The organism is Holdemanella sp. DFI.5.55 (assembly GCF_020593575.1).
In the GTDB taxonomy this organism is placed as follows: Bacteria; Bacillota_I; Bacilli_A; order Erysipelotrichales; family Erysipelotrichaceae; genus Holdemanella; species Holdemanella hominis.
This window is the reverse complement of the sequence record NZ_JAJDMK010000030.1, coordinates 1-26,405: the sequence shown is the minus strand read 5'-3', so window position 1 is coordinate 26,405 and position 26,405 is coordinate 1. Positions and strand designations below refer to the sequence as shown.

Below are 26,405 nucleotides of genomic sequence, written 5' to 3'. Positions count from 1 at the left end.
AAACTACAATTTCAACAAATTTTACATTACTTATTGACATTTAATAGTTTGTCTTTTGATTCGGATAAGCTCTTCCAAAAGGAAAACCCCAAGAAAAATCTTCTCGGGGTCTAAAAAATACAAAAAATACTTTTGTGTCTTCTACCATCCAGACTATACTGTCGGTCTTGGAATTACACCAAGTCAGCCACTTGCGTGGGTCGCGGACTTTTACCGCCGGTAGGGAATTGCACCCTGCCCCGAAGAACTCATTGAATCTATGTTCGCAAATAAAATAACACACTTATTTTCATTATGCAATTAATTTGTTTATTTTTTCACAATGTGACTATTTTTCACCTTTCATCTCAAATAAGATATCTCTTAACTGCGCTGCTCTTTCGAAATCTAAAGTACGAGCTGCCTCTTTCATTTCCTGCTCTAATTCTTTGATCATCTTTTCCTTTTGTTTTGCCGGCAACTTTTTCTTCTTCAAATACTTAGCTGCCATTTCCTTAGTTTCCTTAGAACGAACTACATCGTGGATTGGTTTAATGATTGTCTTAGGAACAATACCATGTTTTTCATTGTATTCCATCTGAATCGATCTACGTCTTGCGGTTTCATCTATGGCTTCTTGCATACTTTCCGTAATTTTGTCGGCATACATAATAACTTTACCTTTGGCATTACGTGCCGCACGACCAATAATCTGAATCAATGATCGTCTTGATCTTAAGAAACCTTCTTTATCCGCATCTAATATCGCAATCAAGCTGACTTCCGGAATATCCAAGCCTTCCCTTAATAAGTTGATACCTACAAGTACATCGTATTTTCCTTGGCGTAAATCATGAATGATCTCCGTACGTTCAATCGTTGTAACTTCATGGTGTAGCCACGCTACTTTTAAATCCATATTCTTTAAATAGGAAGTTAAATCTTCAGCCATACGAACCGTTAGCGTCGTAATCAGAGTTCTTTCATGTTTTTCAAGGCGCTCCTTGATTTCATCTACTAAGTCATCAATTTGACCTTCAATAGGACGTACTTCGACTTCCGGGTCTAAAAGACCTGTTGGACGAATGATTTGTTCAACAATTTCCCCATGCGTTTGATCCAGTTCATAATCTCCAGGTGTTGCAGATACAAAGATGGCATTTTTAATCAACCCCTCAAATTCATTAAAACGCAAAGGTCGATTATCTAAAGCGCTTGGAAGTCTAAAGCCATAATCCACCAATATTTGTTTTCTTGCGCGGTCTCCATTATACATGCCACGAATTTGTGGTAAAGAAACATGACTTTCATCTACCACAAGCAAGAAATCATCTGGAAAATAATCAAATAGTGTATACGGTTTTTCGCCTGGTTTTCTGCCATCAATATGCCTTGAATAGTTTTCAATACCTGGACATACGCCAAATTCCCTTAATGCTTCTATGTCATAACGACACCTTTGTTCCAAACGCTCTTTTTCTAATGGTTTATCCTGCTCATCAAAATAAGCCAATCTTTCATCCAATTCTTCTTGAATTGTGTCTGCTGCATGATTGATGATATCCATACTTGTCGCATAGCCATTGGCCGGATAAATAATATACAGCTGATAAGATTGATTGACATGTCCTGTTACTGGATCGACTTCACAAATTCTTTCCACTTCATCATCAAACATTTCAATACGAATTAAATAACGATCTGTATGACCTGGTGTGATTTCAATGACATCCCCACGTACTCTAAAAGTCCCTCTTAATGGATCTGTATCATTACGCTTATATTGTTGATGTACTAACGCTAGCATCAATTCATTTCTTTCAATGATCTGTCCGCTTCTTAAAGTAAAGATCATATGACGATATTGTTCTGGATTACTAGCACCATAAATAGAGGCAACACTAGCTACAATAATCGTATCTCTTCTTTCTAAAACACTATTTACAGCTGCCATTCTAAGCATATCCAATTCTTCATTGGTCTTTGTGTTTTTATCAATATATGTATCTGTTTTTGGCAAATAGGCTTCTGGCTGGTAATAATCAAAATAAGAGACGAAATATTCCACACGATTATGTGGAAAAAATTCTTTAAATTCGGAATACAACTGTCCCGCCAAAGTTTTATTATGTGCAAACACCAAGGTTGGTCGATTCACTTGGGCAATCACATTCGAAATTGTAAATGTTTTTCCAGTTCCTGTAGCTCCCAACAGTACTTGAAATTTTTTATCTTCTTTTAAACCAGAAACCAATTCCCTAATAGCTTCTGGCTGATCTCCACTCGGTTTATATTCAGATACTAATTCAAACTGATTTTTCATACGTTCACATCCTTCTTCTCCATTATATACAAAAAGTAGGTTTATACCTACTTTTGTGCCTCTTCTATCGCTTTTTGTCTTTGCGTATCATCACTTGGTGTTCCATTCATCTTCAACAATACTTTTTCCATCAAAAGATCCCACGTCTTTTTATCACAATCTCCCGTTACTTCTAAACGATTGTCCTGTTGAAAACTTGCCAAAGCTTGAGAGCTGGTATTTGAAAAATATGTATCTGTTCGATCCACATCATATCCTAAATACTTCAGATATACTTGTAAAGCTTGAGCATTATCATCCACGCTGTCTTTTTTGATGACATCCTTTTTCTTGACTTTATAATAGGACGTTGTCTTCACTTCTCCAAGTTTTACTTCAATATCTGGTTTAAAACCCTTCTTGTTGATACTTGTACCTTTTGGCGTATACCAACGTGCCACTGTATACTTAAAACTTGTTCCATCTGAGAATGGTACTGTAACTTGTTCGGTACCTTTACCGTAAGATGTTGTTCCTACCGTAATCACTGTATCCCCTAAATTATCTTTTAAAGCACCAATCAAAACTTCGGCTGCACTTGCCGTATTTTCATTTTGTAGAACAATAATTTTACCCATTTTTACTTGATTGAATTCATCTTTTGCCATTTCTTTAGTAAACTTGCCATCTTTATCTTTTTCCTTGAAGACAACTGACTTTTTGGGAATCAAAGAACTTGAAATTTCCAATGCCGCATTTAAATAGCCGCCACCATTATTACGTAAATCTAAGACCAACTTTTTGATCCCCGCTTCTTGTAGGCGAGACATTGCCTTTGAGAAATCTTTGCCACTATTTTCTGAGAAACTCGTTAGAATAATTTCTCCATAACCTTCGTATACGTTACATACGACCGTTGAATCAAAAGTACCTGGAATCAAATTTGTCGTATATTCTTTTCCATCACGAAGATATTTTGTTTTAACATTCTGCCCTTCATGCGCCTTAATATATTTAATGATTGTGTCTGAATCATTTTCACTACATTTTAAATCATCTAATGAAATGATTTCATCTTGGGGTTTTAAGCCTTTCTTATCCGCTGTTGAATTGATGTATACGTTGGAAACGACGAAGTTTTTACTTTCATTTAAATAAAAAGAGATCCCTAATCCTACATTACTTCCTTCAAGACTGCTTGAAAAGGCTCTGGCTTGTTCTAAGTCAAAATAGTTTGTATGAACATCTTGATCTAGAGTTGTCATTCCATCAATAGCTTGTTCCATAAGTTTGGAATCCAAATTTTTGATTTTATTCGAATAATACCAATCTGAATTCAAAATTGAATAAATGGTATCAAATTTTTCTTGTTCTTTACTATTTCCTGTCGTTTTTTTATTTAAAATAGCTGGTACACTTATGCCTGCGCCAAAACATGCAATGCATAGTAGTGTAATCAATATTGTTTGACTTTTTTTTCTCATAAGCTCATCCTATTCTAAAACAAAATGGGACGAATCATTCGCCCCAATAATTCCATATAGAAAGTATACGAAACAATCCTTTATTCTGCAATGTTTTTATCGTTTCATTTTCAAATATTTTCTTACCGCAAACAAGGATGCGAACCCACCAATCAAGGCTCCCGCAAGAATGATAGAGAGTCCTACTTGAAAGCTGATTGTACTTGGTTTAAATAGGGCAAACATAGGTGTGAATAGTTTTCCGTCTAAACTTTCGTACAGCTTTTCATATCCAAAATGCACCAATAAATATGGAATGATAGATCCAATTAGTCCAATAAAAATACCTTCGACAATGAATGGATTACTGATGAAACCATTCGTTGCACCTACTGTACGCATAATAATGATTTCATCACTTCTTGAATCAATTGTCGTTCGAATCGCGTTATAAATCAAATATAAAGACAATAGAGTCAATAAAGCAACAATGCCTAAACCAATCTTTTGAATCATATTCAACATGTCTACTAAGCTTGTAACGCTGTCTCCTCCAAAAGCTGTGCTGGATACGCCATCAATTTTTTGAATCTGCACACTTGTTTTACGGATAGAAGAAGCATTCTTTACATAAACAAAGAAAGCATTGGATAAGGGATTTGTTTCTCCTCGATAAGCTTTAAAAGCATCTCCCTTTTCTTTGATCATAAGTTCAAGTTCATCATCTTTAGAGGATACTTCTACCTTTGAAACATTCTTCAATTTAGATATTTCACTCTGAATACTTGATATAGCTGTTTCATCATCGATATCCTCATTTAAAATAACGTGAATACTCAAATCTTTTTGAACATCATTCGAAAAATAATTAACGTGTAATCCAATAATCAATATCGAACCAATCAAAAGTAGGGTAATGCCAATGGCACTAATGGCAGAAAAGCACAACATAATATGTCTTTTCATTTGGAGAAAGGCATACTTCAATTCGTATAAAAAAGTACGTAAACCTTTCATCATAAACTCTTATACCCACCTTTATTCGAATCGTGAATCACATATCCTTTGTCTAACATAATCGTACGTTTTTTAAAGCGGTCAACCAATACTTTATCATGTGTAACCATCATGATTGTTGTATCTAGTTTTTGGTTGATTTTTTCTAATAATGAAATAATTTCTAAACTTTTTTCGGGATCTAGATTTCCTGTTGGTTCATCTGCAATCAAAACTTTTGGTTTATTCGCAATGGCACGGCCAATCGTTACACGCTGTTGTTGTCCTCCAGATAATTCGTCTGGATAACTTCTAGCCTTTTCTTTCAAATCAACAAGCTCTAATACTTCCATTACACGTTTACGAATTTGTTTGCGTGGCATACCCACAACTTCTAGGGCAAAGGCAATATTTTCAAAGACAGTTAATTTTGGAAGTAAACGATAATCTTGAAATACGCAGCCAACATTACGTCTATAGTATGGAACTTTTCTATGTTTTAAGGACCCTACATTAATACCATCTACAATAACTGCACCTTCATCTGGAACTTCTTCTCCATTTAGCACTTTGATCAATGTAGATTTACCAGAACCTGTGGCTCCAATCACATAAACAAATTCACCTTTATCAATATGTAAATTTACATGATTTAAAGCATGTACTCCATTGGGATATGCTTTTGAAACATCTTTTAAATCAATCATAATGTTCCTCCTAACTAAAGAACTTTTCTGGTCTTTCCCTGCAAGGCGCTGCTTTGCCAGCTTCACAAGAAGTACCTGTGCCTGACCAGCCTGTTCCCCACGCAAAATCAGCACCCGCACTAAAACGAGCTACCGCATCACTTACAGACATTGAACCTAGATTATAGACTTCAATATGTGTATGTGGCCCACTTGAATTTCCTGAATTTCCCGATAACGCGATTGCTTGACCTTGTGAAACACTTTGTCCTGCACTTACGTAGATTGTTTGCGACAAGTGACAGAAACTTACGGCATAAAGTGTATCGTTCACATTACACAACATTTCTATTGTGTTTCCACCACCATAAGGATATCCTGACCAGTTACCCAAATAGCCTGAGTTGCTTCCTACAGGGGCTGCGGCATATAAAATCACACCACTTGCTGGAGCTACTACAGTTGTACCAATTGGAGCTGCCCAATCTAGTCCTAAGTGCATGCCTCCACCAGGATATGCCCAGGTACCAGCACTTTTGCTTCCACCTTGTACAGGATGTATAAATCCAGATACGGATTCAATCGATCCTGAGAAGTTTGTTGAAATCACAAAGTCTCGAATGCTATTCATGTCCACTTGTGCGGAACGTTTCTGTGCTTCTAATTCTGTAATTTTTTTCTGATATTCTTCAACCAGTTTATTATAAGATTCCTCTAATTTACTGGCCTGCTGTTTTTGCGATTCTAATTCTGCCTTTTGACTTTTTGCGTCTTCATCTAAACGTTTTTGTTCATCTTGCTGCAAAACAAGTTCTTTCTTTAATTTATTTAACTTTTTAATTTGCGACTGATCATCTTCTGTGATTCTTTCAACTCCAGAAATACGACGAAGCATATCACTTAAACTATCCGATCCCATGATCAAGTCTATAATCATATTGGTTCCAATCGTTGTTTGTTCATTTTTCATACGATTTTCGATTTGTGCGTTCCAAGCATCAATTTCAGCTTGTTTTGTCTGAATCTTCTCTTCCAATTCTTTAATGTTGTTTTCAATCAACTCAATCGATTTTTCTTTTTCACTTATCTGCGTTTGTAAATTGGAAACCAATTCTTTTTGTTCCTTGGCAAGCTGCTCCATTTTTGTCGTATCACTCTGCAAAGAAGCTATGCTCGAAGTATAAGCTTCAATACTGTTTTGCAGACTTTGTTTACGATTCTTCTGATATTCCTGAAATCCCTGACAAGCTTTTACGCCAGCTTGTGAAGTTTGTGCCTGACTACACTTGGCATACCAGGCTTCTGTATCGGAATAGTCTTCTGCTGAAACAGGCATGATTAATGAGCAGGCCATAGCTAAACTTAGAAAACCTGCACAGAATTTATATTTTCTCATCGTGTCCACCTCAAATATTTTCTAACGGCTAAATAACTTCCTAGCATTCCTACAACCATTCCAATCAAAAGAATTCCGCCCGAAGTACAAAGTACGAATGGATATGGTTTCAGCATACTCATCATGTCACTAAAAAACATACCATTCATTACGTGGTAAAGTCCTGTATAGCCAAATATACAAATCAAAACAGGGCCTAATGCACCCCAAAAGCCAATAAAGATTCCTTCTAATACAAACGGTAAAGAAATATACCAGTTATAGGCACCAACTGTTCGCATGATCGCAATCTCATCTTTTCGTACTAAAATTGTCATTTTAATAGTATTTCGAATCAAGAATACGGCAATCAAAACCATCAATCCAACAAAGACACTTCCCCATACACGGATATTTTTAAACAGTTGAATCATCGTGTTGATAGCACTACCTCCATATGTAGCTTGAACAACACCATCCATTTTAGAAATTTTCTTTGTCACTTTTGAAATTTTTGTGTTGTCTTTTAATTCCACATTCAAAACGTCATATAAAGGGTTCTTGTCCTCTCCCTTATATTGTTTAAACATCGCCCCATTTTCTTTGATCAACGCATCCAATTCCTCTTCTTTACTTGAATACGTTACTTTTTTTACGGAAGCAAGAGATGAAATTGAATCGGATAATTCACTAATTTCTTCATCTTCTAGTGTTGGATTTAAAGAGACTTGAATCATAAATTCACTTTCAATTTGACTCGTAAATCCTCCGACATTCATATAAATCACAAATATAAACAAAGCCATTAATAAAGCAATGCCAATCGATACAATGGAAGAAAAGGTCATCAAGAAATGACGGTGCATATCTTTATTGGCACTGTGTACTAGTCTTGGTAAACTCTTAAAAAACAGTAACATTTTTATCACCTACATCACTAATTATAACATATCTATCAAATCAACCTACAAATCACAAAATTTCACATACACCTTCATTCTAATCCTTCCATGTGAAAACAATATTAAAACAGAAAAAAAAGATCGATTTCTCGATCTCTTATAAGCTTTGACCTACTGCATCTGCCTTTTTAATAGCGGTAATAAACTCTTCTTTTGTGAATGGGAAAGGTGCATTTTTCCACTCATTTGTTTTTGTAGCCGCTTCAGTCAAAGCTTCCAAATGGCTTTCATCCAAGTCCACATCCGCTAAAGTCACTGGTAAGCCGATTGATTTATTGAATTTTGCCATTTTCATTAAATTTTCTTCATCTTTGGCATATGCATACAATACTAATACACCAAAGGATACAACTTCGCCATGTAGATGGTGTCCATCACGTGTAATTGAGCAACTACCATTATAGAAGGCATGCGCAATGCTTGAATTATAATAATATTCTGGTTGGTTTGTTAAGTTTGAAACATATCCAGTTGATACGACAATATCCAAGGCAATAGCTTCGATTGCAGCTGAATTTGTATCATTTTTACAATCTTCCATACCTTGTTTACCATATTTCAACAATGGTGCAGTACAAGTTTTCGCCAATGCCAATCCCATTGTAGCCGTGTGATCTAAAATCTTTCCTTGTGTTGCGAATTCAACTTCACATTGTTTAGACAACGCATCCCCAATTCCGGCCCAGAAATATTCACTTGGTGCTTTTGCGATGACATCTGGATTGATAAAAATGTGTGCTGGACAATGAGGATATGAATAGTGGTCCAATGCTCCATTATCATCATATACTACGGCAATAGCTGTAGCGGCCGAACAGTTTGAACAGATTGTTGGAAATGAAAAAACCATTTTGTCATTCATCTCAATGGATGCAGTTTTACAAGTATCGATAGCTTTTCCTCCACCAATCGCAAAGATAACATCGGCTTCTTGTACGTTTGAATTTGAAGTCAATTTATGTACGTTCGTCATAGTACATTCAATACCATATACAATTGAATCTGTAATAATAATATCAGTCTCTTTAATGGCTTCACGAATTCTTGGTTCAGTAGCCGCCAAAGCTCTTTTACCACCAATCAATACAACTTTTTTAACATTGTACTTTTCACATACACCTGGGATTTCGTTGTAACAACTTTCTCCGACTGAATAATTAGACATTTCAATTGTTTTCATAAACTTCTACTCCTTCTTTTACTTCAATACTTTTTGTATGATAATTCTTGTATACACCGACCGTTAAGAATGGAACAATGATGATTGCGATAGCTAAATATCCACAATATCCATATCCATATTTAATAATATTTGTTAATCCGGCTAAAGAAATTGTCATGGATACAATAATAATAAAGGCAGATACAATAATTCTTTTCTTTACTGGATTTTCTACATTCTTTAAAACACGAATATTTTCAAAGCGAGCCACAAATCCGAATGTTGTTGTTACTGCTGTAGAAATTAAGCAAAGTAATAAACAAATACCATATACAACAACCATCCAATTGGCATTCATCGTATTTAAACTCGTCAATGTAGGAAGAGTTGTTTCTCCATAAACACTCTTCCAAGAAATTAACATCAATACACTTAATACTAATGCGACAGCATTCATCACAAATGAGATCCACATTGCTTTTGAACAAGATTTTCGATCTGGTAAGATAGCTCCACATGCTACGATCGTTGGTAATGTCACACATTGAAAGCCTGCATATGTAAATGCATTTAAGATGGCTTTAGGCATATCCATAAAACCATTTACAGTAAAGTCATTTGCTAAAATAGCTCCAATATTTTGACCTTTCATGATTCCCATACCATAAATAACAATAGCTGTTACCAAAATAGCCATACCCATATATGTACTTGCCATACGAACCACGTCAGCTCCAAAAATTGTTAAGCAAAGAACAACAATTCCAACCGCAACGACACAAGCATAATAATTAAATCCAAAGTATTGTTGCAATGCACTTGCAGCTCCACTAATTGCTGCTGCAACAGCCATCAAAACCATGATATTAAAGAAGATCTCAAATAAGATTTCCAACTTATCGAATGGATGATATAAGTTTTCAAACAATTCCTTTGCACTTGTCAAATTTCTCTGGTTATACATCACCATGGCTTCTCGCATTGTCAATATCAATAGCAACATAGCTATTATGGCACTCACAATACCAGTCCATCCTAAACCTACATAATATGTATTTGCCTGATTTCCTGTGGCAAATCCACCTCCAGCATGTGCTGAGAATAATACAGCGCCTACCGAAAATATCGCCATTTTCCCAACTTTTTGTGCTTTCATAATTTTCCTCCTATAACGTGCACAACAAGCTAACAAAAAAACCAATCGTTTCTTGCTGCCTGTTTAGACAGAAGAGACGAAAGGTTAGAATTACAATACTTCCGCGGTACCACTCTTCTTCATTCATTTAAGAATGCACTCATTTCAGATGCTATCACATCCTGCTTTATTAACGTTAAGCCTACGTTCAAGTCTTATCAACCTGACCACTCCATGGTAAGTTCAAAGTTCAATCCTTTATGTCTTGCACCAACCGACAACTCTCTAACAAAGACTTTCCTTTTACTACTCCGTTTCCTTGTGTTTTGTGCGTTTATAATAACACCACATTTTCATTTAAGCAAGCATTTTCTTACATTTATTTTCAGTAAATTCGAATCTATGTTTTACATCCATCAAAAAAAATGGTACATATTACTCATATATACCCTCAATTTCTAATAATTTTTCTTTCTTCTCAATTCCACCTGCATATCCAGTTAAACTACTGTTGGATCCAATTACTCTATGACAAGGAATCAAAATCGAGATCTTATTATGTCCTACAGCACTTCCCACTGCTTGTGCTGACATTGATGGAGAAATCATTCTTGCGATGTCTTTATATGTCATAGTTTTACCATAGGGTATTTTAAGAAGTAGTTGCCAAACTTTCTTTTGAAACTTTGTTCCAATTAGATGCATTTTAGGCAAAACTTTTGGTTCATTACCACTAAAATAAAGATTTAACCATTCTTTTGTTTCTTTTAAAACAGCCGTTTCTTTTTCAACAGGGTCTATCAAACCATCCGCATAATATTTTTGATTTTCAAACCAAACACCAATCAATCCGATTTCATCAGCCGCCAATAACATTTTACCTAATGGTGAATCATAATATTGTATATACATAATCAAACCTCTATATATAGAAAAAAAGTCATCCGAAGATGACTTACTTTTTTTAATTGGTGGAGCGTATCGGGATCGAACCGATGACCCCCTGCGTGCAAGGCAGGTGCTCTCCCAGCTGAGCTAACACCCCATATATTCAGCAAATGGTGGGCCTGAATGGACTTGAACCAACGACCTCACCCTTATCAGGGGTGCGCTCTAACCACCTGAGCTACAGGCCCATTCGCTGAATGCCTATTTAATATATCATGCGATTTTATATTATGCAAGTCTTTTTTTGATTTTTTTTAAATATTATAATTAATCTAGTTTTAGACATCAGTATTGTCAGTTTAATGATTATAATCTTTTAAAATGGAGGTATCTTATGAGTCAAATAAAATGTCCCAATTGTGGAACTGTATTTCAGGTGGATGAGAGTCACTATCATGAAATCTTACAACAAGTTCGTAATGAAGAATTTGAAAAGGAATTAAAAGAAAGAGAAAAGAATTCAAACCAGGTTCTTCAGTCTAAACTTGAAAAAGAATATGAAGCTAAATTAAGTCAGAAAACTTTAGAAATCAAAGAGCTTCAGGCAAATAAAGAGCAAGAAATCATTTCTTTAAAAGAACAATTAAAGTCTACTGAACAAATTATCAAGAGTGAAACTGAAAAAGATTATCAAGATCAATTAAACAAGAAAGAGCTTGAAATCAAACAGCTGCAATCGGACTTCAATCAGAAACAAAGTGATAAAGAGCAGGAAGTCATTTCATTAAAAGAAAAGCTAGAAGCAAGTACGCAGTTAACGAAAACTGAAACACAAAAAGAATATCAGGAGCAATTAAATCAAAAAGATTTAGAGATTTCTAAACTCAATGCCAAATTAGAACAGATTCTTTCACAGAATAAAATCCATGAATCTAAAGCTGAACAAGAATATAGATTGCAGCTGCAGGCAAAGGAAAATGAAATTCAAGCCTTAAAGAACAACATTTCAAACAACGAAAAAGTATTAAAGGCAAATCTAGAAAATACATACCAATCAAAGCTAAATGAAAAGAACCTTGAAATCCAGTCTTTAAAGCAAGATATGGATAAGGCTAAGGTTGAAAACGAATTGAATGTAAAGAGTATTAAACAAGATCTACAAAATCAAATCGAGCAGGATAAAATGAAATATCAGCTTCAAGAAAAGAGCTTGCAGGAAAAATACGATACTTTACTACAAACCAAAGATGAGCAAATTGCCTACTATAAAGATTTCAAATTAAAACAGTCTACTAAAATGATTGGTGAATCTTTAGAACAACATTGTGAAATTGAATTCAATAAACTTCGTGCTACTGGTTTTCAAAATGCATACTTTGAAAAAGATAATGATGCTCGTACAGGATCAAAGGGTGACTATATCTATCGTGAGTTAGACGAGAATGGTGTAGAAATCATTTCCATCATGTTTGAAATGAAAAACGAAAATGACAAAACAGCTACAAAACATAAGAATGAAGATTTCTTAAAAGAATTAGATAAAGACCGTAATGAAAAGAATTGTGAATATGCTGTTCTTGTTTCTATGTTAGAGCCAGAAAACGAATTATATAACACGGGTATTGTTGATAAATCGCATCGCTATCCAAAGATGTATGTGATTCGTCCTCAATTCTTTATTCCAATGATCACCATTTTAAGAAATGCTGCATTCAATTCTATGCAGTATAAAAATGAATTGCAGTTGATGCGTAATCAAAATATTGATATTACACATTTTGAAGAAAGCATGAATGATTTTAAACAAAAGTTCTCAAGAAATTATGAATTAGCTTCCAAAAAATTCAATACGGCTATCGAAGAGATTGATAAAACAATTTCACATCTTCAAAAGACAAAAGAAGCCTTACTATCAAGTGAAAGACAATTGCAATTGGCTAATAATAAAGCAGAGGATCTTACAATCAAGCGTTTAACTCGTAACAATCCAACAATGAAGCAAAAGTTTGATGAATTAAAGAAATATGACAAATAAAGGACATTTCCAATAGGAGATGTCCTCTTTTTAAAACATATTCATGAATAATGAAATGATAATCCAAAGAATCGTAAATATTAAATATAAAAGGTTAGGAATTTGCTTAAAGAATCTTACATACCAATTCTCATTTGTCTTCTCTTCTTTAATAAATGCATTCACTTCCTTTGATTTTAGTATTATTGTAATGAGGCCATAAATCACAAGGGCAAGTACTAAAACTGTAATCAAAATATGATTTGAATATGCCGACATTAGAGCTAAAAAGTTATTTCCTGCATGTGCCAATATTGTTACTAATATACTATCTGTTTGTACATACATATAACATAGTACCAGTCCCATAAAGAAAGCGGGTATGGCTTGTGTAATATTTAAATGTAAAAGTCCAAATAATAAAGAAGTCACAATAATCGCAAACATTTTATTATATTTCGACAATGTTTGTAGAATCATACCTCTAAATATCAACTCTTCAAATATAGGTGCAAGCACGACAACACTGATAAAAGTAAAAGTGTTATACATTAAACTGCCGTTTAACGAAAAATCTGGACTTGTATTTGGTAATCCAAATTTTGATAATAAAGCACCAATAATACCAATCGCATAATTCAGAAAATACATCATTGAAACAGTATCTATTGTCTCTTTGGGTTTAAATGTAAACTTCAAATCTTTGATATTTTGTTTAAAAGAACTACTCATAAACCATAATATGATGATTCCAGATATAAAAGAAATCAACATTTCAATGCAGGCATTGATTGCAGAATAATCATAATACAAAGAATACATAATTAAAGGCATTGCGACAAAGCTAAACAAAAAAGAGAGTGTCAGCTGCATAATAATATATAGCCATAATGAGCCTCCAACTTTACTTAATTCTTTATCGGGCATAAATTTAGGTGGTTGTTGCATAAAATCCCTACTTTCTTAAATTTATTCTAACACAAAAGAGGCTCTTAGGCCTCTTGTAAAATATGAAGTTTTCTTAATGATTCCTCAATTGAATCTAAATCTTCTTTTGATTGTGCACTCACCGTATGACAATGATATCCACTCGTTAGATCCGTTAAAGGTTTTGCCTGATTCTGTGAAATAGAATCAATGAATTCCTTGACTTGTTTTCTAGAACTAATGTTCATTTTAGCCTCTAACTTTCCATATACATCATGTTTGACAAATACATTTTCAATACAGCCACCACAATCTACGATCGCATTCATTTCTTCTTCCATACGATCATTCAAATGAAAACAAGAAAATACTCTTCGAACTCTTTGATGTGAACATACATATCCTTTGTGTGTCGCATAAATATGAACATTTCTTGCCTTTAATAAGGCAATATCCTGCACAATGACTTGTCTTGATACATTAAACTTTTTGGAAAGTTCACTTCCTGAAACTGGCACTTCGCTTTTTGAAATCGTGTCATAAATGGCTTGAAGTCTAGCTTCTTTTTCCATTTATTTCACCTGCAAGTTTTTTAAAGACAAATCTAAAATAGGTGCTGAATGCGTTAGAGCACCACTTGAAATATAGTCCACACCTAAGGCAGTTAATTTTTCAATATTCTCTTTTGTGACATTTCCAGAACATTCAGTTTCGGCTCTTCCATCGATGATTTCAATTGCTTTTTTCATATTTTCAACACTCATGTTATCTAACATGATAATATCCGCACCTGCTTCAACCGCTTCTTTAACCTGTTCTAAATTTTCTACTTCCACTTCAATTTTACGAACGAAAGAAGCATAATCCTTTGCCATCTGAACTGCATTCGTGATTGAACCAGCTGCTGCGATATGATTATCCTTCAACATAACACCATCTGATAAATTGTATCTATGGTTATTTCCACCACCAACACGAACTGCATATTTTTCAAACACACGCATATTTGGTGTTGTTTTTCTTGTGTCCAACAGCTTTGTCTTTGAACCCTTCAAATAAGATACGACACGATTTGTATAAGTGGCAATTCCACTCATTCTTTGAAGATAATTCAACGCAGTTCTTTCACCTGATAAAAGAACACGAACATCTCCAGACACTTCAGCCAATAATTGTCCGTTTTTAACGGCATCCCCATCTTTTACATAGAATTTCACTTCCATGTTTTCATCTAATAAATAAAAGACTCTTTCAAATACTTCAAGGCCTGCAATGATTCCTTCTTCTTTACAGATCAATTGTACCTGCCCATATTGATAGGAAGGCATGACTGCATTTGTTGAAACATCTTCACTTGTTATATCTTCCTGCAAAGCTTGGATCAATAAGTGATCCACATTTAAACGCATTGTATTCTTATCCACGAGCTTGTCTCTCTCTTTCTATTTCTTCAAGTACCATATCATGATACATTTTTTCTTGATTTGACAACTGATGCGACTTAATCACATTCGTCAAATGATCAAATTCACTAGTTGTTGCCGGTTTATTTTTCAATAAATCTTCAACAGCTCTTTTACCCCACACTAAAGATTCAAGTAAAGAGTTGCTAGCCAAGCGGTTTCTTCCGTGAACTCCGTTGCAACTCGTCTCTCCTACCGCATATAAGTGGGACATAGAAGTACGTGAATCTTTATCTACATGAATTCCACCCATAAAATAGTGCTGGGCTGGCGTAACAGGAATCCATTCTTTTGTACAATCATATCCTTCTTCCAAACACTTTTCATAAATGTGAGGAAAATGATTCTTAATGACTTCTTCACCTAAAACAGTCATATCCATCCAAACATAAGGCATATCATCCTTCTTCATTTGTTCGCGAATCTTTTGTGTCATGATATCGCGTGGCAACACTTCATTCGCAAAACGCTTTCCGTCTTTTCCATAAAGCTTAGCCCCTTCTCCACGAACCGATTCACTAATAAGGAAGGCTCTTCCTTTTTTCTTTGTATATAAAGTTGTTGGGTGAATCTGTACATAATCCACATTTTCTAATTTAATACCATGCTGGATTGCAATCGCAATGGCATCTCCCGTTAAGTGTGGATAGTTAGTTGAATGATCATATAATCCGCCGATTCCACCACACGCAAAGATTGTATAACCAGCTTCAATGCTCATTTCATTATTGTTGGCATCTTTCGCCAAAACACCATAACATACATTGTCCTTTTCAATAATGTCTGTCATTGTGACATATTCCATGATTGTAACATTCTCTAATTTGCGAACCGCATCTAATAAAGTGGATGTGATTTCTTTTCCCGTAATATCTTCATGGAATAAAATACGTGGCTTAGAATGTGCCCCTTCACGCGTGTAATCTAATTCACCATCTTTTGTCGCAAAATTAACACCATATCCAATCAGTTCATTAATAATGTCACGGCTTGAATTGATCATAATTTCAACAGATTCCTTACGATTTTCGTAATGCCCTGCCTTCATAGTATCTTCCATAAAAGAATCAAAATCATTTTTGTCTCTCAATACACAAATTCCACCTTGTGCTAAAAATGAATCACTATTTTCCGCATCAGATTTTGTCAACATTAGGACCTTTTTATCATTTGGAACATGTAAAGCTGCAAACAACCCACTTGCACCTGTTCCAACAATAACTATATCTGCCTCTAACTTTTCCATATTATTTTGCCAACTCCAACATTCTATCTAATGACTTTTCGGCCATAGCCTTCACTTCTTCATCTACAAACACTTCATTTGTCTCATTCAACAAACAATCATAAACTTTTTCCAAAGATACTTTTTTCATATTCATACAGATCAATTTATCGGATAATGGATAGAAAGTTTTATCTGGTGATTTCAACTGCATTTCATGAAGTACACCAAGTTCAGTGCCAATCACAAATTCTTTACTTGGATTGTCCACTGTATATTGAATCAATTCTGAAGTGCTTCCCGCAAAATCAGTTGCCTCAACAACTTCATTAACACACTCAGGATGAACAATGATTGGAACATTTGGATGTTCTTCACGTGCTTTTTCAACATCTTTTAATGTCACACGCTTATGTGTAATACAATATCCATCATTTAAGATAATATTCTTTTCAGGTACTTGTTTCTTCACATAAGCACCTAAGTTTCCGTCTGGAATAAAGAAAATATTTTTATTTGGAAGTGAACGAACAATCTTCACTGCGTTTGAACTTGTTACACAAATATCAGCCATTGTTTTTAGTTCAGCTGTTGAGTTGATATAACATACAATCGCTAAATCTTCATATTCTTCTTTAATCTTCTTAATAACAGCCTTACTTGCCATGTGTGCCATTGGACAATCTGCATTTAAATCTGGCATCAATACTTTCTTGTCTGGATTTAACATTTTGGCACTTTCACCCATAAATTTAACACCCGCAAATACAATAATATCTGCATCTGTATTTTTTGCTTTCTTTGCCAAAGCATATGAATCTCCGACAAAATCCGCTACATCTTGTACAGCTCCATCTACATAATAATGCGCTAAAATAATCGCATTTTTTTCCTTTTTTAATTTCAATACATCTTCTTTTAAAGACATGGAATTTTCCTCCCTTAAAAAATTTTACCGTTTTGAATTATACACCCAGGCTTTACATCTGACAAGACAGTTGTAAAGTCAATATTATATAAGTTATATATCACAATGAAATAAGCACGAAAAAAGCGATGAATCAAAAATCATCGCCTTAGTTTTTTGTCTGTAAAATGCTTGGTGCAATATAAGTACGAGTTTTGTACTCTGCATCTAAATCATACAAACCCTTGGCATCGTGTCCAAACAATTCAAATCGAGAAATTAAATCCGAAGCATTCTTTTCTTCTTCTCCTTGTTCTTTGACAAACCAATCCAAGAACTGCATAGTTCTAAAATCTTTTACTTCATAAGCTGCTGCGTAACAAGTATGAATCAATTCAGTTACGTATTGTTCATGTTTTAAGCCTGCCTTTAACGGATCACTTAGTTCATTTAAAGGAATATTTGGCTTATTAATAGCTTCCAAAACAACACTATGATCATTATCTTGAAGATATTGCATCATCAATTGAGCATGTGCAATCTCTTCTTGTACTTGTACATGATACCAATTTGCGAAACCCTCTAAACTTTTATCATGATAATAATTTTCGAAATCCAAATACAAATAAGCAGAATATAATTCTTTATTAACTTGATTATTCAACAAGTCCGCTACTTTCTTACTCAACATAGCACATTCCTTCTTTCTGGCTACATCATACTCCTAGCGACAAGAAAAGCGTAGTGATATGCTCTCACAACGCTTCATTTACACATTTCATTAAACTATCAACATCCTTATCGTTTGGATGTTTTAAAGCCTCATCAAAATTCTTCAACATTTCAGAATTCGATTCAAACTTTGCACGAATTGCCAAAGGCATCTTACCTTGACACATCCATGTTCCTTTAACGCAGTTGGATGCATCTAAATGATTTTGAACATTTTTTAAAATCATCTCAAAATATTCTTTAGATTTACCAAAACCAGCCGTTCCAAACAAGAAAACATTTTGATTACGTAGTGTAGAAAGATATTGTTTCATTTGATCATCACAATCTCCCTTATCACACCAGAATCCAATGCACAACAAATCTACAGGTTCTAAATTTTGTGTATTTTCTACAGGTACACAATATTTTGACTCCATAAAATTCAAGCTGTTTGCCAAAGATTGTGTATTCCCTGTTTTTGAACTATATACAATTCCTATCATAAAATATACCCTTTCATAAGTAGCGATTACGCCATGCATAATACTCTTCATCTTTTTCCATATCAATACCATGGTCATTTTCATAAACTTCAAACGTATTCTGATGAAATAGTGAAATAAAATCATTTCTTGAAATCTTTGAATGCCATTGACTATGCCATATATATACTTTATCTTTTTCCATTTTAATCAACGCACGATTCTCTAAACATATTAGTGCATGACTATCTTTTAATTTTTCAAATGCCTCTATTATTTCCATAGAATTATTTTAGCACAACTTTCAAGGATAAGAAAAGGTAGCCGAAGCTACCATGAGATATTATTATTCGTAATGATCTTTTAATTCTTGGAAATAAGCCTGTGGATGATTACATACTGGACATACTAATGGGGCTGTTTCGCCATAGTGAATGTGTCCACAATTCAAACAAATCCAAACAGTTGAAGTTGCCTTTTTAAACATGGCATCTTTTTCAACATCTTTCAACATAGCTTTATAACGAGCTTCGTGATGTTTTTCAATAGCCCCTACGCCTTCGAACAAGGCAGCAATATCATCAAAGCCTTCTTCTCGAGCTTCTTTAGCCATTGTTGCGTACATATCTGTCCACTCATAGTTTTCACCTGCAGCCGCATCTTTTAGGTTTTCTGTTGTTGTAGGAACTTTTCCACCATGCAAAGCCTTAAACCACAATTTTGCGTGTTCTTTTTCATTATTTGATGTTTCAGTGAAAATGTTCTGAATCTTTACATAACCATCTTTTTTAGCTTGTGAAGCATAATATTGATACTTAACACATGCCTGAGATTCCCCTGCAAAAGCAGTCATTAAATTCTTTTCTGTTTTAGATCCTTTTAATTCCATAATAAAGACCTCCTATCTGTCTTTATTTTAAATCAACTCAACATATTTTTCCATTAAAACGCATAAGAAAAAGACAAATCCTAAGACTTGTCTTTTCTAATCATTATTTGACCATGATGGTGTATCATTGCCTCTTCGTACTAAAATAGCTTTTTGGAATTCGGTTTGATTCAAGAACTCTAAAATACGCATCGTTTCTTCTTCTGTACATCCTATCAATAATTTGACGATACAATCCTTCTTAAGAATGTCAGCTGTAATCGCAATCGCATCTACATTATTTGTTGCGATAGAACCTTTGAAAACATCAATAGGTTTTTGATCTGAACCAAATGTATCTGAAAGAAAACCGTAATCTACAGGATAGACTAAATTTGTAAATTTATAGTGAGTACTTCCTTTTGGTCGGTCAATCGTACAACTGCTAGACAACAATAGTGTATCAAGCTTTTGCCAAAAGTATGCGTTATTTTCTAATTGCTGCATAATAACCTCCTGTCTTGTAATAGTCTATAGATTATTATAGCATTTACAAAATTATTTACAACACAAGAAAAGTTTTTTCAATATTCTTGGAAGAAAGATTTGATTGTTTCATGGTTTTTAGTACAATTTAGTGCAAGCATCAATAAAATCCTTGCCTTCTGCGCTGAAAATTTATAGGCCGGAATAGTGACTCTTTTAGAATCAAAAAATTCTGAATCAAAGACAGCTCCCTCTAATACGCGACTTGCACGTACGACTGTACATTCTCCTGTATAATTTTCTAAAACTTCTTTAATTTTTGTTGGATAATTCCCTGAACCTGTTCCTGCTAGAACTAGGCCATCATACGTACCTAACATAAATTTTAACAATTCAGGATCCGAATCTGTGTGCACATAAAAAATTTCTACTTTAGGCAAGTCATCAAATTCCATTTTTGAAAAAATGGTTTGGAATGTATGTTTTTTAAATGGTGCATTCAGTAAATACACATGATCATCACGCATATATCCTAGAGAGCCAAATTCACCCATTTTAAATGCATCGGTTTTATAGCTATTTGTTTTCTGTAAATCTCTACCTGAATAGATTGTATCAGAAATCACAGCTAAAACACCGGCTTGCCAAGCTTCCATATGACATGCTAAAGCTACTGCTTGATATAAATTCATAGGTCCATCTGCACTTGTTGCAGTTGCAGGTCGCATCGACCCTGTTAGGACAACAGGTTTATGACATGCCAAAGTAAGATTTAAAAAGAAGGCTGTTTCTTCTAATGTATCTGTACCGTGTGTAATAACAATTCCATCCACATAGCGATCTTTTTCTAATTCATGACAAATTTTTCTTAATTCAATCCATTTATCTAAACCCATATCATTAGAATCTACATTGTATAATTGAATCGTATTTAGATTTGCCAAATCACGAATTTGTGGAATACTTTTAACAATTTCTTCCACATCAAAAGTGCCCGCCTCATAATTCGCACTTTTGCCTAAACTTCCTCGACCAGCAATTGTTCCGCCTGTCGCAATGATTGTAATATTCTTCTTATTCATATGTTTCTAAAAACTCCCAGAACTCTTGTGTATCTGCCAAATCAAAATCAACGGTAGAATCAACATCCCATAAACTGACTGAATGATCATCTTCACTATAACCAATACCTGCATGTGTGGCCTTGCCATTTTCAATCACATACAATGTTGGTGTATAAAGGAAATATGGAGCCATATCCAAAAGAATCTTTCCATCTTCTGTCGAGCTTTGTAGCTGCTTAGAATCCTGGCTAATTTTACTAAAGCCATAGTTTGTTGAATCAATCTTATATAAAACAAGATTTGGATGTTCATCCTTTGTTTGTTTGATATATTCTTGTAAAGATTCACAATAAGGACAATTTTCTCTTTCAATAATTAACACAAAAGAGTCTTTATGATCTAATTTTTTCTGTAATTTTGTTGCCGTAATTTTTTTAATTTCGAAAGGTTCTTTTGAAGAACATCCAACAAGCCCAATGCACAGAACAAAAGCACAAAATATAGTTAATAGTTTTTTCATCGAACAACCTACTTTCTAATACCATCCATAAATTTAGTCAAACTAAAAGCCAATGCCTCTAGTTTTTCACTTCCTGTCTGTAAGGCCATCTGAAAAGACATGGCACGATCAGCACTCGAAAAAATTCCAATCATACCTTGCTCATAAAGTGATTGATAACCTAAGCCTAAAGCCCCACTCAAACAAACACATGGCACATTATAGGATCTTGCCAATTGGGCAATTCCTAGTGGCAATTTACCATACAATGTCTGCACATCCGTCTGACCTTCTCCAGTAATGACTAAATCAGCATCTTGAAGATGATTTTTTAAGCCAGAATATTCTATAACTAAATCGATGCCCGAAGTTCTTTTTGCCTTCATAACACCCAACAATACACATCCAATGCCTCCAGCTGCTCCTGAACCTTCAAATTCATTCACATTCACATGGAATGTCTGTTTCAATTTCGTACAATAATGAGCCATTCCTTTTTCGACTTCTGCCATTTGATTTAAATAAATTCCTTTTTGTTTCCCAAAAATATAAGTAGCCCCATTCTTCCCCAATAAATAATTCTTTACATCACAAGCACAAACGATTTCTACATCTTTTGGTAATCTTGCATAACGCTTATCAATAAAAGCTATTTGACTAAGAGCATATACGCTTGGTACAAGCAATTCTCTTTTTGAATTATAAAAGCGAACCCCAAATTCATTTAGAATTCCCATACCACCATCATTTGTTGCACTGCCACCTAAGCCAATAATAATTTTTTTACATCCTCTAGAAAGTGCGTCTTTCATCATGATACCCACACCTTTACTTGATGCGATCATTGGATTTCTTTTTTCTTTAGGTGTCATATTCAGTCCGATGCAGCTAGCCACATCCATTATGGCAAGTTGACCATCTTGAGAAATACAGTATGTCGTAAATACATTTTTACCATAGGCATCCACAGTTAATACGTCTATTGTCTTTCCTTGAATGATATCGCAAAACACCATAGCCGTTCCTTCTCCGCCATCGGCCATAGGAAAAGTTAAAACTTCATGTTTATTATTTGCCTTTAATATTCCTTTTTTTATACTTTCTTCGACTTCTTTTGAAGACATACAACCTTTAAAAGAGTCACACGCAACAATTATTTTCATGCGTACATTTTACCATATGCCACAAAAAATAAACACTTTTTTAATTTTTCAGTTTCATAAGTTTAAATATCCATAGTTAATACTTTATTGTTGCTTGAAAAGCAAGATGTCATATGGGATAATATTTGAGTGAAAATCTATACGTGATTTTATTCACAAAGGAGAATCAATAATCATGGAAAAAAAACATGTCGTTATAGGGGTGTCTGGTGGTATTGCAGCCTACAAAGCTTGCGATCTTGTCAGCAAATTATCCAAAAAAGATTATGAAATCAAAGTTGTCATGACAAAACATGCTCAAGAATTTGTCAAACCAATCAACTTTGAATCTTTGAGTAAACATAAATGTGAAGTTTCTTTGTTTGACGAAACAAATGAAGATCCAATTGCCCACATTACTTTAGCTAAATGGGCTGATATCATGGTGCTAGTTCCGGCTACAGCCAATATCATTGCCAAAGTTGTTCATGGTATTGCGGATGATATTGTTTCAACAACATTCTTGGCTTGTCATACTAAAAAATTAATCTGTCCGGCAATGAATGTTCATATGTATGAGAATGAGGTCACCCAAAGAAATATTAAACTTGCCAAAGAACTTGGCTATAAATTTGTAGAACCCGTTGTTGGTCATTTGGCATGTAATGATACTGGAAAAGGTAAGCTTGCTGATGTGCAAGATATTGTGTCTGCCATTGATCATGAGTTTGAATTGGAACAAACATTAAAAGGGAAAAACGTTTTAGTTTCTGCAGGTCCTACGCAGGAAGCTTTAGATCCTGTTCGTTTTTTAAGCAATCATTCAAGTGGTAAACAAGGGTATGCGATTGCCAAAGCCGCAAAAGCTCTAGGTGCCAATGTAACTTTAGTTGCAGGTCCTACTGCTTTAGAAGATCTTAATGATGTTAATATGGTACACGTAACAAGTGCGCAAGATATGTTTGATGCGATCACATCGAGACTCGATGTTCAAAACTATATCATCATGGCGGCAGCGGTTGCGGATTACAGACCTGAAATAGTCGCAGATCAAAAAATCAAAAAGTCAGATGAAGAGGTTACTTTTCATTTTGTGAAAAACCCAGATATCTTAGCTTACATTGGACAACACAAAAAAGAGAATCAAGTCATTTGCGGTTTTGCGATGGAAACTCAGAATTTAGAGGAAAATGCGCGAAAAAAACTAGAGTCCAAAAATTGTGATATGTTGATTGCGAATAACTTATTCACAAGTGGTGCTGGTTTTCAGACAGATACAAATGTTGTGACTTTATTAAGAAAGAATGATACGCAACATTTGCCTAAGTGTTCAAAAGAAGAATTGGGATATAAAATTCTAGAAACGATGAAAGAGATTGAGATGGAGAAATAATATGCTTGTAACAGTAGATATTGGAAATACAAATATTACGATTGGCATTTTTGATAAAGAGGATTTAATTGGTACATATCGATTAACGACAAAAGTAAGAAGAACGAGTGATGAATATGGTTTTATGTTAAAAAACTTTTTGGATCGTTCTAATGTACATGAAAAACAAATTGATGCCGTTATTGTTTCAAGTGTTGTTCCTAAAGTGATGCATTCCTTCACAAATGGAATCAAAAAATTTGTTGGTATCGAACCACTTATTGTTGGTCCTGGTATTAAGAGTGGTATCAGTGTTCAATTAGAAAACCCTAGAAATGTTGGCGCAGACCGTATTGCCGATTGTGCTGGTGCATTCAGTGAATATGGAGGACCTATTCTAGTGGCCGATTTTGGAACAGCTACAACTTATGACTATGTAGATGAAAATGGTTGTTTTAAAGCTGGTGCCATTGGTGTTGGTATTGAAACAGGAGCAAATGCATTATGGGGACAAACGGCACAACTTCCTGAAATTGAGATCAAACGTCCAAAAACTATCTTGGCAAGAAATACACAAACAGAAATGCAAGCTGGTGTATTTTATCAATTTTTGGGCGGAGTTGAATATACAATTGCTCAATTCAAAAAAGAAGTTGGTAAAGACATGAAAGTCATTGCAACTGGTGGTTTAGGAAGAATTGTTTGTAACTACACAAAATCCATTGATGTATATGATCCAAACCTAATTTTCAAAGGATTAAAAGTTATATATGAAAAGAACAAAGACTAATAAGCTCTTTGTTCTTTTTTTAACCATTTTTTATATGTATGTTCAATTAAAAATGCACCTAATGGAGCTGTAATCAAGATGGATAAAACAGCTACGGTCAATACAATTTGTCCACATTCTAGTCCTGCAGTCAAAGGAACTGAGCCAATTGCTGCTTGAACAGTAGCCTTAGGGCAATATGCGATCATGCAAAATAAGCGTTCTGATTTTGTCAAAGATGTTTTTAACAAACAAATAAATACTCCAAGCATTCTAAATAAAAGCACGCCAAATATCAACAGAATAGCCATAACGCCTGCTTTTAATGCATAAAAAATATTTACACAAGCTCCAACTAACACAAATAATAAGACTTCAGCACCTACCCATAACTTATTAAATTTAACGGATAGTCGTTTGGATGCAACTGAATGATTTCTTTGAAGGAAAATTCCCATAAACATAATCGCAATTAATCCTGAAAATGGAATTGGTAAAGCATCCTCAAATGTCACTAGAATAAATGCCACACTTAGTAGAACTAAAATCTTTATAGTATCTCGCATATGATTTTTCTTAAAGAAGATTGCAAAACCTTTTCCTAATAATGCTCCACATATAATACCAGTTAGAATGGATAGTGGAATATTCACAAAGCTTAATATATTCACGCTTTCTCCTTGGGCTAAACTAAGAAATGCCGTAAACATCACAATCACAAATACATCATCTACACTTGCTCCAGCTAAAATCAATTGTGGAATACTTTCTTTCGTTCCATATCCTTCATCCATAAGTTGTAACATTTTTGGAACAATAACTGCAGGACTTACGGCTGCAACAACGCTTCCCATAATAGCAGCATCTAATAAAGAAATTCCTAATAATTTTGGCGCCAACAAAATCATTCCAACCATCTCAAAACAAGCTGGCACAAAACACATCAATATGGCTGGTCTTCCTACCCTTTTTAAATCACTTAAATCAAGATTCAATCCGGCTCGCATTAATATAATAATTAGAGCAATCTTTCTTAATTCACTGGATATGTTCAACAATGAAGAATCAATCAAGCCAAGACAATAAGGTCCTAAAAGAATTCCTGTAAATATCATTCCTAATAGCCCAGGTAATCTCATCTTTTTACATAACCAAGATAAAAACATTCCTGCAAGAAAAATATAAGATAGACTGATCAGCATTTTATCTCTCCTTTCAAAACGCAGAAAAGCTGATGGTTTCCGCGTTAAAAACACAGAAGTCATCAGCTTATAAAAGCGGTTTTAGTTTACAACTAAGGGAGAACTTCATTCCCAATGAGATTATACTACGACATCTAAGCTTTCATCAATAACTTTTTAATCGATTCTTCGCTCACTGAGAAAATGGATGCGATAGCTTTAACACTAAAACCTTTGTCTAGCATGGTTTGATATACTTCAAATTGATTTAGTTCAATACCTTGTTCAGTGCCTTGCTTGATACCCATCTGGATTCCTCTGTTTGTTGATTCTTCAAACATTTC

At 34.4% G+C, this 26,405-nt stretch carries 27 protein-coding genes, 2 tRNA genes, 2 riboswitches and 1 other annotated feature; of the genes, 3 read left to right on the top strand and 26 right to left on the bottom strand.

Translation table 11 applies throughout. From position 1 onward, the window contains the following. Positions 1-132 precede the first annotated feature (132 nt). Positions 133-251: riboswitch (FMN riboswitch) on the bottom strand. 77 nt (positions 252-328) lie between these two features. The 11 genes from uvrB to LJE08_RS07480 all read right to left on the bottom strand — a co-directional run bounded on the left by uvrB (position 329) and on the right by LJE08_RS07480 (position 11,196). Then, the gene (gene uvrB, locus LJE08_RS07530; protein ID WP_227402830.1) at positions 329-2,302 is read right to left on the bottom strand and encodes an excinuclease ABC subunit UvrB; all 1,974 of its coding nucleotides are present in this window, start codon (positions 2,300-2,302) and stop codon (positions 329-331) included. A gap of 47 nt (positions 2,303-2,349) precedes the next feature. Continuing rightward, complete coding sequence (locus tag LJE08_RS07525) at positions 2,350-3,765, bottom strand: S41 family peptidase (RefSeq protein WP_186998943.1); 1,416 nt, start codon at positions 3,763-3,765, stop codon at positions 2,350-2,352. 96 nt (positions 3,766-3,861) lie between these two features. Beyond that, entirely contained in the window at positions 3,862-4,764 is a 903-nt protein-coding gene (gene ftsX / locus LJE08_RS07520; RefSeq protein WP_227402829.1) for a permease-like cell division protein FtsX, read from the bottom strand. Beyond that, positions 4,761-5,447, bottom strand: coding sequence for a cell division ATP-binding protein FtsE (gene ftsE / locus LJE08_RS07515; RefSeq protein WP_227402828.1), 687 nt, complete (start codon positions 5,445-5,447; stop codon positions 4,761-4,763). The genes ftsX (LJE08_RS07520) and ftsE overlap by 4 nt, the downstream gene beginning before the upstream one ends. A gap of 10 nt (positions 5,448-5,457) precedes the next feature. Next, positions 5,458-6,822: a murein hydrolase activator EnvC gene (locus tag LJE08_RS07510; RefSeq protein WP_227402827.1), complete on the bottom strand. Its 1,365-nt coding sequence runs from the start codon at positions 6,820-6,822 to the stop codon at positions 5,458-5,460. After that, positions 6,819-7,721 (bottom strand): permease-like cell division protein FtsX, encoded by a 903-nt coding sequence (gene ftsX / locus LJE08_RS07505; protein WP_186998945.1) that lies wholly within the window; start codon positions 7,719-7,721, stop codon positions 6,819-6,821. The genes LJE08_RS07510 and ftsX (LJE08_RS07505) overlap by 4 nt, the downstream gene beginning before the upstream one ends. Positions 7,722-7,860: 139 nt before the next feature. Then, positions 7,861-8,943 carry an iron-containing alcohol dehydrogenase family protein gene (locus LJE08_RS07500; RefSeq protein WP_227402826.1) on the bottom strand — a complete coding sequence of 361 codons (1,083 nt, stop codon included), beginning with the start codon at positions 8,941-8,943 and terminating at the stop codon, positions 7,861-7,863. After that, positions 8,930-10,081 carry a hypothetical protein gene (locus tag LJE08_RS07495; protein ID WP_227402825.1) on the bottom strand — a complete coding sequence of 384 codons (1,152 nt, stop codon included), beginning with the start codon at positions 10,079-10,081 and terminating at the stop codon, positions 8,930-8,932. Before LJE08_RS07495 ends, LJE08_RS07500 begins: the two co-directional genes overlap by 14 nt. A gap of 69 nt (positions 10,082-10,150) precedes the next feature. Beyond that, positions 10,151-10,389 (bottom strand) — a binding site (T-box leader). Between the two features lie 106 nt (positions 10,390-10,495). Beyond that, complete coding sequence (locus LJE08_RS07490; RefSeq protein WP_227402831.1) at positions 10,496-10,975, bottom strand: methylated-DNA--[protein]-cysteine S-methyltransferase; 480 nt, start codon at positions 10,973-10,975, stop codon at positions 10,496-10,498. A gap of 54 nt (positions 10,976-11,029) precedes the next feature. Continuing rightward, positions 11,030-11,105, bottom strand: a tRNA-Ala gene (locus LJE08_RS07485). Positions 11,106-11,119: 14 nt separating this feature from the next. Next, positions 11,120-11,196: transfer RNA gene (locus LJE08_RS07480), tRNA-Ile, on the bottom strand. A 146-nt stretch (positions 11,197-11,342) separates the two neighbouring features. Between LJE08_RS07480 and LJE08_RS07475 the strand changes: the two genes are divergently transcribed. After that, positions 11,343-12,983: a DUF2130 domain-containing protein gene (locus tag LJE08_RS07475; protein WP_227402824.1), complete on the top strand. Its 1,641-nt coding sequence runs from the start codon at positions 11,343-11,345 to the stop codon at positions 12,981-12,983. A 30-nt stretch (positions 12,984-13,013) separates the two neighbouring features. On the opposite strand, the gene LJE08_RS07470 is transcribed toward LJE08_RS07475, so the two are convergent. The 13 genes from LJE08_RS07470 to LJE08_RS07410 all read right to left on the bottom strand — a co-directional run bounded on the left by LJE08_RS07470 (position 13,014) and on the right by LJE08_RS07410 (position 22,760). After that, a complete protein-coding gene (locus tag LJE08_RS07470) occupies positions 13,014-13,910 on the bottom strand; it encodes a CPBP family intramembrane glutamic endopeptidase (protein ID WP_227402823.1) in 897 nt (298 codons plus the stop codon). A gap of 44 nt (positions 13,911-13,954) precedes the next feature. Beyond that, positions 13,955-14,461: a transcription repressor NadR gene (locus tag LJE08_RS07465; RefSeq protein ID WP_117926133.1), complete on the bottom strand. Its 507-nt coding sequence runs from the start codon at positions 14,459-14,461 to the stop codon at positions 13,955-13,957. Then, entirely contained in the window at positions 14,462-15,313 is an 852-nt protein-coding gene (gene nadC / locus LJE08_RS07460) for a carboxylating nicotinate-nucleotide diphosphorylase (protein ID WP_117926132.1), read from the bottom strand. Next, entirely contained in the window at positions 15,306-16,598 is a 1,293-nt protein-coding gene (locus LJE08_RS07455; RefSeq protein ID WP_117926131.1) for an L-aspartate oxidase, read from the bottom strand. The genes nadC and LJE08_RS07455 overlap by 8 nt, the downstream gene beginning before the upstream one ends. A gap of 1 nt (position 16,599) precedes the next feature. Then, on the bottom strand, positions 16,600-17,505 hold the full coding sequence (nadA, locus tag LJE08_RS07450; RefSeq protein WP_186998952.1) for a quinolinate synthase NadA: 906 nt from the start codon (positions 17,503-17,505) through the stop codon (positions 16,600-16,602). A gap of 148 nt (positions 17,506-17,653) precedes the next feature. After that, a complete protein-coding gene (locus LJE08_RS07445; RefSeq protein ID WP_117926129.1) occupies positions 17,654-18,175 on the bottom strand; it encodes a ferritin in 522 nt (173 codons plus the stop codon). 64 nt (positions 18,176-18,239) lie between these two features. Beyond that, positions 18,240-18,701 (bottom strand): flavodoxin family protein BilS, encoded by a 462-nt coding sequence (gene bilS, locus LJE08_RS07440; RefSeq protein ID WP_117926135.1) that lies wholly within the window; start codon positions 18,699-18,701, stop codon positions 18,240-18,242. A 13-nt stretch (positions 18,702-18,714) separates the two neighbouring features. Continuing rightward, positions 18,715-18,963 (bottom strand): hypothetical protein, encoded by a 249-nt coding sequence (locus tag LJE08_RS07435; RefSeq protein WP_117926128.1) that lies wholly within the window; start codon positions 18,961-18,963, stop codon positions 18,715-18,717. 63 nt (positions 18,964-19,026) lie between these two features. Then, positions 19,027-19,569 carry a rubrerythrin gene (gene rbr / locus LJE08_RS07430; protein ID WP_117926126.1) on the bottom strand — a complete coding sequence of 181 codons (543 nt, stop codon included), beginning with the start codon at positions 19,567-19,569 and terminating at the stop codon, positions 19,027-19,029. Between the two features lie 96 nt (positions 19,570-19,665). Beyond that, positions 19,666-20,055 carry an Inorganic pyrophosphatase gene (locus LJE08_RS07425; protein WP_117926124.1) on the bottom strand — a complete coding sequence of 130 codons (390 nt, stop codon included), beginning with the start codon at positions 20,053-20,055 and terminating at the stop codon, positions 19,666-19,668. Between the two features lie 77 nt (positions 20,056-20,132). Then, the gene (locus LJE08_RS07420; RefSeq protein ID WP_117926122.1) at positions 20,133-21,116 is read right to left on the bottom strand and encodes an asparaginase; all 984 of its coding nucleotides are present in this window, start codon (positions 21,114-21,116) and stop codon (positions 20,133-20,135) included. Beyond that, complete coding sequence (locus tag LJE08_RS07415; RefSeq protein ID WP_186998953.1) at positions 21,109-21,618, bottom strand: hypothetical protein; 510 nt, start codon at positions 21,616-21,618, stop codon at positions 21,109-21,111. Before LJE08_RS07415 ends, LJE08_RS07420 begins: the two co-directional genes overlap by 8 nt. Before the next feature lie 8 nt (positions 21,619-21,626). Further along, positions 21,627-22,760, bottom strand: a complete 1,134-nt coding sequence (locus LJE08_RS07410; RefSeq protein WP_227402822.1) for a glycerate kinase — start codon at positions 22,758-22,760, stop codon at positions 21,627-21,629. A gap of 175 nt (positions 22,761-22,935) precedes the next feature. Here LJE08_RS07410 and coaBC point away from each other — a divergent pair, with 175 nt between their 5' ends. Both coaBC and LJE08_RS07400 read left to right on the top strand, forming a co-directional pair. Next, positions 22,936-24,132, top strand: a complete 1,197-nt coding sequence (gene coaBC, locus LJE08_RS07405) for a bifunctional phosphopantothenoylcysteine decarboxylase/phosphopantothenate--cysteine ligase CoaBC (RefSeq protein WP_117926116.1) — start codon at positions 22,936-22,938, stop codon at positions 24,130-24,132. Between the two features lies 1 nt (position 24,133). Continuing rightward, complete coding sequence (locus LJE08_RS07400) at positions 24,134-24,901, top strand: type III pantothenate kinase (RefSeq protein ID WP_117926114.1); 768 nt, start codon at positions 24,134-24,136, stop codon at positions 24,899-24,901. On the opposite strand, the gene LJE08_RS07395 is transcribed toward LJE08_RS07400, so the two are convergent. Continuing rightward, positions 24,898-26,082, bottom strand: a complete 1,185-nt coding sequence (locus LJE08_RS07395; protein ID WP_186998955.1) for a sodium:proton antiporter — start codon at positions 26,080-26,082, stop codon at positions 24,898-24,900. The genes LJE08_RS07400 and LJE08_RS07395 overlap by 4 nt on opposite strands. 46 nt (positions 26,083-26,128) lie before the next feature. Beyond that, a riboswitch (Fluoride riboswitch) is annotated at positions 26,129-26,204 on the bottom strand. A 12-nt stretch (positions 26,205-26,216) separates the two neighbouring features. After that, positions 26,217-26,405: hypothetical protein (locus LJE08_RS07390; protein WP_227402821.1), on the bottom strand; the 189-nt coding region annotated here is incomplete at its 5' end.